General features: G+C 64.3%; 5 protein-coding genes and 1 rRNA gene. All 6 read left to right on the top strand.

Translation table 11 applies throughout. From position 1 onward, the window contains the following. The first annotated feature begins 73 nt into the window (after nucleotides 1-73). Nucleotides 74-189 (top strand): 5S ribosomal RNA (rrf, locus tag ACF8O8_RS03885). A 187-nt stretch (nucleotides 190-376) separates the two neighbouring features. Further along, nucleotides 377-3,859 carry an exodeoxyribonuclease V subunit gamma gene (recC, locus tag ACF8O8_RS03880; protein WP_392509273.1) on the top strand — a complete coding sequence of 1,161 codons (3,483 nt, stop codon included), beginning with the start codon at nucleotides 377-379 and terminating at the stop codon, nucleotides 3,857-3,859. Continuing rightward, complete coding sequence (gene recB / locus ACF8O8_RS03875; RefSeq protein WP_392509272.1) at nucleotides 3,856-7,530, top strand: exodeoxyribonuclease V subunit beta; 3,675 nt, start codon at nucleotides 3,856-3,858, stop codon at nucleotides 7,528-7,530. The genes recC and recB overlap by 4 nt, the downstream gene beginning before the upstream one ends. Next, nucleotides 7,527-9,602 (top strand): exodeoxyribonuclease V subunit alpha, encoded by a 2,076-nt coding sequence (gene recD, locus ACF8O8_RS03870; RefSeq protein WP_392509271.1) that lies wholly within the window; start codon nucleotides 7,527-7,529, stop codon nucleotides 9,600-9,602. The genes recB and recD overlap by 4 nt, the downstream gene beginning before the upstream one ends. A 100-nt stretch (nucleotides 9,603-9,702) precedes the next feature. Further along, complete coding sequence (locus ACF8O8_RS03865) at nucleotides 9,703-10,269, top strand: YfiR family protein (RefSeq protein ID WP_020191918.1); 567 nt, start codon at nucleotides 9,703-9,705, stop codon at nucleotides 10,267-10,269. After that, a complete protein-coding gene (locus tag ACF8O8_RS03860; protein WP_020191917.1) occupies nucleotides 10,266-11,537 on the top strand; it encodes a diguanylate cyclase domain-containing protein in 1,272 nt (423 codons plus the stop codon). Before ACF8O8_RS03865 ends, ACF8O8_RS03860 begins: the two co-directional genes overlap by 4 nt. Nucleotides 11,538-11,539 lie beyond the last annotated feature (2 nt).

The following is an 11,539-nucleotide window of genomic DNA, read 5'->3' as shown; positions in this document are numbered from 1 at the left end:
ATTCGTAAGACCACAAATATCGCATATCCGGATTCGCTGGGCTGTCCATCTGGACATTCTGGCAACAGAATTTCTTGACGACCATAGAGCATTGGAACCACCTGATCCCATCCCGAACTCAGTAGTGAAACGATGCATCGCCGATGGTAGTGTGGGGTTTCCCCATGTGAGAGTAGGTCATCGTCAAGATTCATTTCGCAAAACCCCTATCTGCACATGCAGGTAGGGGTTTTGTCTTTGTGGGCAAAAAACTCGACCTGCGCGAATCGCTGCGGGAGCGGGCACGGCCGCTCCCGCAGCCTGATGGCATTCGGCCGTTTCATGTACGCGTGATATCGTTCCCCTCTCAGCCATCAGCGCCTCCAGAGACCTTCCGATGCTCAACACCGCCCATCTCCACCCTGGCTTCATGATCGTCCACGGCAACCGCCTCGACGACCTGCGTAGCCTGGTGGTGAGCTGGATGCGTCGCTACCCGCTGGCGCCTCTGGAAAACGAAATTGCCCTGGTGCAAAGCAATGGCATTGCCCAATGGCTCAAGCTGGCCCTGGCTGAAGATCCGCTGGAAGATGACCAAGGCGGCTGCGGCATCGCCGCTGCAATCGATGTGCAACTGCCCGGTAGCTTTATGTGGCAGCTCTACCGCAGCGTGCTTGGCCGTAGCGAAATCCCCGAAGTGTCTCTGCTCGACAAGGCACCCCTGACCTGGCGCCTGATGCGCCTGTTGCCAGCGCTCATCGAGCGCCCGCATTTCGAGCCACTGCGGCGCTTCCTCACCGATGACAGTGACTTGCGCAAGCGCTACCAGCTCGCCGAGCGCTTGGCCGACCTGTTCGACCAGTATCAGGTCTACCGCGCCGATTGGCTCAAGGACTGGGCCACTGGTGAGCACGTCATCAACACGGCCCGCGGCGAGCGCAAAGTTCTGCCGCCAGGCAACCGCTGGCAAGCCGAGTTGTGGCGAGCATTGCTGGAGGATGTTGGCGAGCAAGGCATGGCGCAAAGCCGCGCCGGGGTACACCAACGTTTCATCGAGCGCATCAACAGCCTGGAGCAGGCGCCTGCCGGGCTGCCACCGAGGGTGATCGTGTTCGGTATCTCTTCGCTGCCGGCCCAGGCCCTGGAAGCACTGGCAGGCCTGTCGCGTTTCAGTCAGGTATTGCTGTGCGTACACAACCCATGCCGCCACCACTGGGCCGATATCGTTGCCGACAAGGACCTGCTGCGCCACCAGTACAAACGCCAGCAACGCAAGCAAGGCATGCCCCTGCAACTGGACGACCAGACGCTGCACCAGCATGCCCACCCGTTGCTGGCAGCCTGGGGTAAACAAGGCCGCGACTACATCAACCTGCTTGACAGCTATGACGACCCGGGCAGCTACCAGGGCGTGTTCAGCGACGGCCGCATCGACCTGTTCAGCGACGGTTCGCCCACCACGCTGCTCAACGAACTGCAGGACGACATCCTGGAATTGCGCCCGCTCGCCGAGAGCCGCGAACGGTGGCCGGCAGTCGACACCACAAAAGACCGCTCGATCCGCTTCCATATCGCGCACAGCCCGCAACGTGAAGTGGAGATCCTCCACGACCAGCTGTTGGCCCGCTTCAGCGCCGACCCGACTTTGCGCCCGCGCGACGTAATCGTCATGCTGCCGGACATCGACACTTACGCGCCGCATATCCGCGCCGTCTTCGGCCAGTTGCAGCGCAACGACCCGCGCTACATCCCGTTCACCCTGACAGACCAGGGCCAGCGTGGTCGCGAGCCTTTGCTGATCGCGCTTGAGCACCTGCTCAAACTGCCTGACAGCCGCTTCGCGGTCAGCGAAGTGCTCGACCTGCTGGACGTGCCGGCAGTCCGCGCCCGCTTCGGCATCCGCGAAAACGACCTGCCCACGCTTCACCGCTGGATCGAGGGCGCTGGCATTCGTTGGGGCCTTGACGCCGCGCAGCGGGCGAGCCTGGGCTTGCCCGCCGGGCTCGAACAGAACAGTTGGCGTTTCGGCCTGCGCCGCATGCTGTTGGGTTATGCCGTGGGGGTGGGTGAGGCCTGTGATGGCATTGAACCCTACGATGAAATCGGTGGCCTGGACGCGGCACTGATCGGCCCGCTGGTCGCGTTGCTCGATGCGCTCGAAGTCGCCTGCCAGGCCTTGTCCGAGCCTGCCACCGTCAGCCAGTGGGGCGAGCGACTGCATGCCTTGCTGCACGTGTTCTTCCTCGCCGAGGACGAGGGTGATGAGTTCCTGTTGATGCAGTTGCAGGATTTGCGTGATAGCTGGCTTGAGGTGTGCGAGACCGTCGGCCTGCACGACCCGCTACCGCTGACCGTGGTGCGTGAAGCCTGGTTGTCGGGCCTCGATCAGGGCAAGCTGTCACAACGTTTCCTCGCCGGCTCGGTCAACTTCTGCACACTCATGCCCATGCGCGCGATCCCGTTCAGGGTGGTTTGCCTGCTGGGCATGAACGATGGCGATTACCCGCGTGCGCAGCCACCGCTGGACTTCGACCTGATGGCCAGCGACTATCGCCCCGGCGACCGCTCACGCCGCGAAGACGACCGTTACCTGTTGCTTGAAGCGCTACTGTCAGCACGTGACCAACTGTATGTCAGCTGGGTCGGGCGCAGTATCCGCGACAATAGCGAACGCCCGGCCTCGGTGCTGATCGGCCAGTTGCGCGATCACATCGCTGCGGGCTGGCATTTGGCCGACGCGCAGCAGGGCCAGCCCGCGAAACCAGGCGAGCAACTGTTGCACGCACTGACCCAGGAGCACCCGCTGCAGCCGTTCAGCCCTCGGTACTTCCAGAAGGGCAGCCCATTGTTCAGCTATGCCCATGAATGGCAGGTGCTGCACCAGCAAGGTGAGGCTGACGAGCAGAGCGAGCCGGGCCTGCCGCCTTATCAGGACGCTGAAGCCCTGAGTCTGCACCAGCTGAATGACTTCTTGCGCCACCCGGTACGGCACTTCTTCAGCCAGCGCTTGAAGGTGTACTTTGAGGCGCTGGAAGCGCCGACCCCGGACGAAGAGCCCTTCGTCCTCGATACCCTGCAACGCTACGGCGCCAGTGAAAGCCTGCTTGGCGCCGCCTTGGCCGAACCGGACAACGCCGAACAAGCCTTGCGCGCCCAGGCCCGACGCCTGCAGGCCTGCGGTTTGCTGCCGCTAGCCGGTTTCGGCGAACTGCTGCAAAACGAGTTGATCGAACCGCTGCCGGACCTGCTGCAACGTCACCAGCAATTGCTGCAACGCTGGCCACAGCTGGTCGAGGGCGCTTTGCCGGTGCATTTCGAGCACGGTCAGCACCGTCTGGAGGGCTGGCTGGGCCGGGTGTTCCAGGCGGAAGATCAGAGCCTTCTCAGTATCACCACAGTACCCAACACCATCAGTGCCGGGCGCAACAACCTGAAGTGGCACCGCCTTATCGCGCCCTGGGTTACGCACCTGGCGGCCTGTGCGGCGGGCTACCCCTATAACAGTGCATTGGTAGCCAGTGACCTGACCCTGTTGCTTGCACCGCTGCCGCAAGCGCAGGCCGCGCAACTGCTGGGCGACCTGTTGGTGGCCCGTCAGGCGGCAATGAACGCGCCGTTGCCAGTCGCGGCCAAGACCGCGTTCGCCTGGTTGGCCCAGGACGATGCGGATAAAGCCCTGGCCGCAGCAGCTCGCGCCTACGAAGGCGACGAACGCACCAGCTTTGGCGAACGGAGTGAAAGCATTGCCTTGGCCCGCCAGTTCCGGGACTTTGCAGCACTCACCGCTGACGAAACGTTTGAAGGCTGGTGCGAAACCTTGTACCGCCCGTTGTTCACCGCCCCTTGGCAGACCTTGGGCAACCCGGAGAAAGGCGCATGACCCAGGACCGTCCTTTGGCACTGAGTTTCCCCCTGCACGGTAGCCAGCTGATCGAAGCCAGCGCCGGCACGGGCAAGACCTTTACCATTTCGGCGCTGTACCTGCGCCTGATCCTCGGTCACGGTGGCGAACAGGGCTTCGAGCGCGAGCTGCTGCCACCGCAGATCCTCGTGGTGACCTTCACCGACGCCGCCACCAAAGAGCTGCGCGAGCGTATCCGCGCCCGCCTGGCTGAAGCCGCACGGTTCTTCCGTGGCGAACTGGAAGGGGCCGATCCGCTGTTGCACCAACTGCGTGACGATTACCCACAAGAGAACTGGCCGCGTTGCGCCGGCCGGTTGGAAATCGCCGTGCAGTGGATGGACGAGGCTGCGGTATCGACCATCCATGGCTGGTGCCAGCGCATGCTGCGCGAGCATGCCTTCGACAGCGGCAGCCTGTTCACCCAGACCCTGGAAACCGACCACAGCGAGTTGTTGGGCCAGGTCATGCGCGATTACTGGCGGCGCTTCTGCTATGGGATGCAAGGTGACGCACTGGCCTGGGTGCGCGGCAACTGGGGGAGCCCAGACGCCTTGCTGCCGCGCATTCGCCCACTGTTCGGCCGTGTGCGCGCCCAGCAGGATGGGCCAGAGCCCGCCGCATTGATCCAGGCATCGCTGCAGCTACGTGGTGCACAGTTGGCCCGGATCAAGGCGCCATGGGCACAGTGGGCCGAGGAACTGCGGCAAATCTGCCGCGATGCGCTGGCCGCCAAACAGGTCGACGGCCGCAAGATGCAAGCCCGTTACTTCGAGCCCTGGTTCGACAAGCTCTGCGCTTGGGCCAGCGATGAGCAACTGGTAGAGCTCGACTTGGGCACCGGCTTTACCCGGCTGACCCCGGCGGGCATGGCCGAGGCCTGGAAGGGAGAACCTCCCGAGCACCCAGCCCTCAACGCCATGCAGCACTTGCAGCAACAACTGCAGGCCCTGGACAGCCCGGATGCCCCGCTGCTCGAGCACGCCGCCAGTTGGGTATCGGCGCGTTTCGAAGTGGAGAAGCGCCGGCGTGCAGAAATGGGCTTCGACGACATGCTCGTGCGCTTGCAGCACGCGCTCGCCAGCGAGGCCGGCGAGCGCCTGGCCAGCCTGATCCGTGAGCAGTTCCCGGTAGCGCTGATCGACGAATTCCAGGACACCGACCCGGTTCAGTACGGCATTTTCGAGCGCATCTACCAGATCAGCGAAAATCGCGCAGAAACCGGTCTGTTCATGATCGGCGACCCCAAACAGGCGATCTACGCCTTCCGCGGTGCCGACATCTACACCTACCTAGCCGCGCGACGCGCTACCAGCGGCCGTCTGCACAGCCTGGACACCAACTACCGCTCCAGCAAAGCCATGGTGGCGGCGGTCAACCAGGTGTTCCTGCAGGCCGAGGCGCGTGAAGCGGGGCGGGGTGCATTCCTGTTCCGCGAGGCCGATGACAACCCGCTGCCATTCATCGAGGTGCGCGCCAAGGGGCGTGGCGAACAGCTGCTGATTGACGGTGAAGTCAGTGCAGCCCTGCAATGCTGGCAGCTGGAAAGTGAAGAGCCAGTCTCCAGCAGCGTCTACCGCCAGCAACTGGCTGCTAGCTGCGCCAGCCATATTGTGGCCTTGCTCAATGGTGGCCAGCAGGGCACGGCGGGTTTCCAGAATGCCGAAGGCGAATTGCGCGCCTGCTTGCCCTCGGACATCGCCATCCTGGTGCGCGATGGTCATGAGGCGCAGATGGTCCGCGCCGAACTGGCCGCACGCGAGGTGCGCAGCGTCTACCTGTCCGACAAGGACTCGGTGTTTGCCGCCCAGGAAGCCCACGACCTGCTGGCCTGGCTGAAGGCCTGCGCCGAGCCTGACTCAGAGCGCCTGCTCAAGGCTGCTCTGGCCAGCCTTACACTGGGCCTGTCGCTGGCTGCGCTGGACCGGCTTAACCAGGACGAGCGGGTCTGGGAAAGCTGGGTGATGCGTTTTCGCCTGTACCGCGACACCTGGCAGCGCCAGGGGGTGTTGCCGATGTTGCGTCACCTGCTGCATGACTTCCAGCTACCGCGTACGCTGATCCGCCGCAGTGATGGCGAGCGGGTGCTGACCAACCTGCTGCACCTGGCCGAGCTGCTGCAGCAGGCCGCTGGCGAGCTGGACGGCGAACAGGCGCTTATCCGCCACCTGGCCGAGCACCTGGCCAGTTCCGGTCAGGCCGGTGAAGAGCAGATCCTGCGCCTGGAGAGCGACGAACAGTTGGTCAAGGTGGTGACCATCCACAAGTCCAAGGGCCTGGAATATCCCTTGGTCTACCTGCCATTCATCTGCACCAGCAAACCGGTGGATGGTAGCCGTCTACCGCTGGCCTGGCATGACAGCGAAGGTAACGCCCACCTCACCCTCACACCTGACGAGGAGCAGATCGAGCGCGCTGACGACGAGCGCCTGGCCGAAGACCTGCGCCTGCTCTACGTGGCCCTGACCCGTGCCCAGCATGCTTGCTGGCTGGGTGTCGCCGACCTCAAGCGCGGTAATCAGAAGAGCTCGCAGCTGCACCGCTCGGCGTTTGGCTACCTGCTGGGGGGCGGCCTGGCCCTGGCTGGCTCGGCACAGCTGACGGACTGGTTGCAGACGTTGGCGGCGAAGTGCCCGCACATCACTTGCCCAGGCCTGCCGCAGGCGGATGAGCAGATGTATCGCATGCCACACGCCGAACGTGAGCTGCTGCCAGCACGCAGGCCACGCCATGCGGCTGCCGAGCACTGGTGGATCGCTTCCTACAGTGCCCTTCGTGTCGGCGATCAGACCCTCGGCGCCGACAGCTCGCAGGCACAGCAACTGCTGGACGACGAGGTGCCCGATGCCCAGGTGTTGCGCGAGGTCCCGGCCGACAGCGGCGATATCCATCGCTTCCCGCGGGGGCCTAACCCCGGCACCTTCCTCCATGGTTTGCTGGAGTGGGCAGGCCGTGAGGGCTTCAGCGAGGTCAGCGCTAACCCTCAACTGATCGAGCGCACCGTTGGCCAGCGCTGCAACCGCCGTGACTGGGCCGGCTGGATCCCCACCCTGAGCCACTGGATGCAGCGTTTGCTGAGCGAGGCGTTGCCGCTGCCGGGCAGCGACCAGAGCGTAACGCTGGGCCAGCTGCGTCATTACCAGATCGAAATGGAATTCTGGTTCGCCAGCCACCGGGTCGACGCAGAACAACTCGATCGCCTGGTGGCACGCCACACCCACCCCGGTCTGGCGCGCCCAGCTGCGCAGCCGACCGTGCTAAACGGCATGTTCAAAGGGTTCATCGACCTGGCGTTCGAGCTGGACGGGCGTTACTACGTGACCGACTACAAGTCCAACTGGCTGGGTGCGGACATCCAGGCCTACGATGCCATGGCCATGGAAAAGGCGATTCTTGAGCACCGCTACGACCTGCAGTATGTGCTGTACCTGCTGGCCCTGCACCGCCAGTTGCGCGCGCGGCTGGCGGACTACGATTATGACCGCCATGTTGGCGGCGCCCTGTTCATCTTCCTGCGCGGTGCCAGCAGCAGCGGCCACGGCGTGTACCACGCCAAGCCACCGCGTGAGCTGATCGAAAGCCTCGATGCACTGTTCCGTGGCGAGCACGCGCCGGTACAGCAGGACCTGTTTGCCGGAGTTGCGCCATGAGCCGAAGCCTTGTCGACCTGTTGCCCACCCCGTTGCACGCAGAGCACCTGCTGGCGCTGGCACCACAGCACAACAGCGCTGACCTGCTGCAATTACTCGACCGCTGGGTTGAGCGGGGCTGGCTACGAGCCCTGGACCGCGCATTCGTGTCGTTCCTGGAAGAGCGCGCCCCCGGCAGTGATCCCTTGCTATTGCTGGCAGCGGCGCTGGCCAGCCACCAACTGGGGCACGGACATGTCTGCCTCGACCTGCAACAAACCTTGGCCGAGCCGGATTTCGCCCTGTCGTTGCCGCCGGAAGGTGACGCCCTTATCGGCCCTTTGCTACTGCCATCGCAACTGCTGGCCAACCTTGACTTGAATGCCTGGCTTCAGCGCATCAGCGCCAGCCCGCTGGTGGCCGCAGGTGATACGCCTGGCCAGCAAGCGCGGCCACTGGTACGCAGTGCCGAGCGCCTTTACCTGCGCCGTTACTGGAGTTACGAGCGGCGCATTGACCATGCCCTGCGCCAGCGCCTGAGTCAGGCAGAAGCACCGCCTGCGGACCTGCCAGAGCGCCTGGCGCAACTGTTCGAGGGCGGCGCGCCAGCTGGCCAGGTGGACTGGCAGAAGCTCGCCTGTGCCTTGGCCACCCGTGCCGGTTTCAGCATCATCACGGGCGGCCCCGGCACCGGCAAGACGACCACCGTGGTGCGCCTGCTGGCGTTACTGCAGTCGCCCGCAGTGGAGCAGGGCAGGCCACTGCGCATCCGCCTGGCTGCACCGACCGGCAAGGCCGCTGCGCGCCTGACCGAATCCATTGGCCAGCAAGTCGAGCGCCTGCAAGTCAGCGCCGAAGTACGCGGGCAAATCCCCACTGAAGTCAGCACCGTGCATCGTCTGCTCGGTAGCCGCCCGGGCTCGCGGCACTTCCGCCACCACGCTGGCAACCCGTTGCCGTTGGATGTGCTGGTGGTCGATGAGGCGTCGATGATCGACCTGGAAATGATGGCCAACCTGCTCGATGCCTTGCCGCCGCGGGCGCGTCTGGTGCTGCTGGGCGACAAGGACCAGTTGGCCTCGGTCGAGGCCGGCGCGGTACTGGGAGACCTGTGCCGGGATGCTGAGGAGGGCTTTTACTCGCCGGCGACTGCTGCGTGGCTTCAGCAGGTCAGTGGCGAGTCGCTGGCCGGCAGTGGCCTCAAGGCCGGCGATGAGCAGCGCCACCCGTTGGCTCAGCAAGTGGTGATGCTGCGGTTTTCACGGCGTTTCGGTGAAGGCAGCGGTATTGGCCAGTTGGCCAGACTGGTCAATCGCCAGGATGCTCACGCGGCGCGCAACCTGCTGGCCGCGCCGCCTGCCGACGTGCACAGCCTTTCGCTCAAGCACGAACAGGATCGTGCGTTCGACCGCCTGTTACTCGACGGCCTGAACCGTGGTACCGATGGACCGCAAGGCTACCGCAGCTACCTGCGCACCCTTGGCCGTTACCGGCCAGCACTTGATACCGCCTTTGACGACCCCGCCTGGGAGCAATGGGCGGGCAAGGTGTTGCGCAGTTTCGAGGATTTCCAGTTACTGTGCGCGGTGCGCCGGGGCGCCTGGGGGGTCGAAGGCCTGAATGAACGGGTGGCGCGGGTGCTGCACAATGCCGGTCTGATCGACAGCCAGCAGCCCTGGTACGAAGGGCGCCCGGTGCTGGTGACCCGCAACGACTACGGCCTGGGCCTGATGAACGGTGACATCGGTATAGCCCTGCGCTTGCCGGATGAGCAGGGCCAGCCGCTGCTGCGTGTGGCCTTCCCGCGCAACGACGGCAGTGGTGGTGTGCGGTTCGTTCTGCCGAGCCGGCTCAACGAAGTGGAAACGGTATTCGCCATGACCGTGCACAAGTCCCAGGGCTCGGAGTTCAGCCACACTGCCCTGGTGCTGCCGGATGCGCTCAACCCGGTGCTGACCAAGGAACTGGTGTACACCGGCATCACGCGGGCCAAGCACTGCTTCAGCCTGGTCGAGCCACGCCAAGGCATTTTCGAAGAAGCGGTGGCGCGCAAAGTACGGCGTATTTCCGGGTTGATGCTCGAGCAGGTCTAGGGCCATGACACCCATTACACGTGGCTGCAGGCTCATACAATAAAGCGGCCATGTGCTATCGTTGCGCCGATATCGGAAGGGGCTTAAAGGGATTTCCCACATGAACGTGGCCGCAAGGCGAGTGACAAGCTGTGCGCTTTCGCTATTGCTGGCCGTCCTGTTCCTTTCTGCAGGCGCTGCCCGGGCAGACCCCGGCACAACCGCCGCCCAGGCACAGCAGCGCGCCAAGGCAGTCACCCAGGTAGTACTGGGTATCTTCAGTTACGCCCGCTGGCCCGTCGAACCCTCTCCTTTGCGCCTGTGCCTGGTCGGCCCGACCGAGTACGCCGACGATCTCATCAAGGGCCATGTCCAGGAGTCCGGCCGGCCGCTGCAGGTGCGGCGCTTGCTGGCAGAAGACACCCAGGTCGCCCAGGCCTGCGATGCCCTCTACATTGGCAAGCTTGACCAGGGCCAGCGGGATCGGCTTTTCCAGCGTATCGGCGGCCACCCGGTGCTGAGCATCAGCGAGGCGGATGACCCCTGCACGGTCGGCAGCCTGTTCTGCCTGCGGGTCAGCGACCAGCAGGTGGCCTTTGAAGTCAATCTCGACTCGGTGGCACGCTCTGGCGTGCGCATTCACCCCAGCGTGCTGCAATTGTCGCGGCGCCGGGCGGAGCAGCCATGAAGCCGACCCGCAAGCGTACCGTGCGCCCGACCCTGCGCTCGGTGCTGGGCCGTGGCCACCTCAGCGTCGCCTTGCTTGCCGTTGGCCTGGCGGGTATCTCCCTCACCCTGCTGGGCGTGCTCGCCCTGCGAGTCTATGCCAACCATAACCTGCAGTTGATCGCCCGCTCGATCAACTACACCGTAGAAGCGGCTGTGGTGTTCGATGACAGCGCCGCCGCCAATGAATCGCTGGCGTTGATTGCCAGTACCGAAGAAGTGGCCGAGGCCAAGGTCTTCAACAACGAGGGCGAGCAACTGGCGCACTGGCAACGCGACAATACCGGCATGCTCGCGCAGCTGGAGGTGCAGGTTGCCAGCGCCTTGCTGGATGAGCCGGTCATTCTGCCGATCGTGCACCAGCAACAGCAGGTCGGGCATATCGAACTGGCAGGCCAGGGCAGGAGCCTGTTGCTGTTCCTGCTCAGTGGCTTGGCCGGTATCCTGTTCTGCACGGTCCTCAGCGCCCTGGCTGCCCAGTATCTGTCGCGGCGCCTGCTCAACGATATCACCCGCCCGCTGCGTGGCCTGGCCAGTGTCGCCCATGCCGCCCGCCGCGAGCGCAGCTTCGACCGGCGCGTGCCAGAAGCGCCGATTGCCGAGCTGAACGAGCTGGGTAACGACTTCAATGCCCTGCTGGATGAACTGGAGGTGTGGCATAGCCACCTGCAGAGCGAAAACCAGACCCTGGCCCATCAGGCCAGCCACGACAGCCTGACCGGCTTGCCCAACCGCGCCTTCTTTGAAGGGCGCCTGAGCCGCAGCGTGCGAAATGCGGCGCGCCAGCAGGACCACCTGGCAGTGCTGTTCCTCGACAGCGACCACTTCAAGCAGATCAACGACACCCTCGGCCACGCCGTGGGTGACGAGGTATTGATCAGCGTGGCCGAACGTGTGCGCGCCCAGCTGCGCGAGCAAGACCTGGTGGCGCGCCTGGGGGGCGACGAGTTTGCCGTGTTGTTGACGCCTTTGCATACGCGCAAGGATGCCGAACACATTGCCGAGAAGATCGTTGCCAGCATGGAGCTGCCGGTGCAACTGGACAGTGGCCGCAGTGTTTCCACCTCGCTGAGTGTCGGTATTGCCTATTACCCGGATGACGGCGCTGACCCCGCCAGTCTTCTGAATGCCGCCGATGCGGCAATGTACCAGGCCAAGCGCGAACGCCGTGGCCATTGGCAAGTGGCGCAGACGGAACGGTCCGCCAATGAAATCAGGAACAGGAGTTGAAC

Source organism: Pseudomonas sp. TYF_14 (assembly GCF_043105275.1).
GTDB classification, from domain to species: domain Bacteria; phylum Pseudomonadota; class Gammaproteobacteria; order Pseudomonadales; family Pseudomonadaceae; genus Aquipseudomonas; species Aquipseudomonas alloputida.
The sequence above is the reverse complement of the archived record's forward strand: the minus strand, read 5'-3'. Positions and strand labels throughout refer to the sequence as shown.

Excerpts from the sequence above, each read along its gene's own strand:
- recC (WP_392509273.1), top strand. The coding sequence starts at position 377 with ATGCTCAACACCGCCCATCTCCACCCTGGCTTCATGATCGTCCACGGC.
- recB (WP_392509272.1), top strand. The coding sequence starts at position 3,856 with ATGACCCAGGACCGTCCTTTGGCACTGAGTTTCCCCCTGCACGGTAGC.
- recD (WP_392509271.1), top strand. The coding sequence starts at position 7,527 with ATGAGCCGAAGCCTTGTCGACCTGTTGCCCACCCCGTTGCACGCAGAG.
- ACF8O8_RS03865 (WP_020191918.1), top strand. The coding sequence starts at position 9,703 with ATGAACGTGGCCGCAAGGCGAGTGACAAGCTGTGCGCTTTCGCTATTG.
- ACF8O8_RS03860 (WP_020191917.1), top strand. The coding sequence starts at position 10,266 with ATGAAGCCGACCCGCAAGCGTACCGTGCGCCCGACCCTGCGCTCGGTG.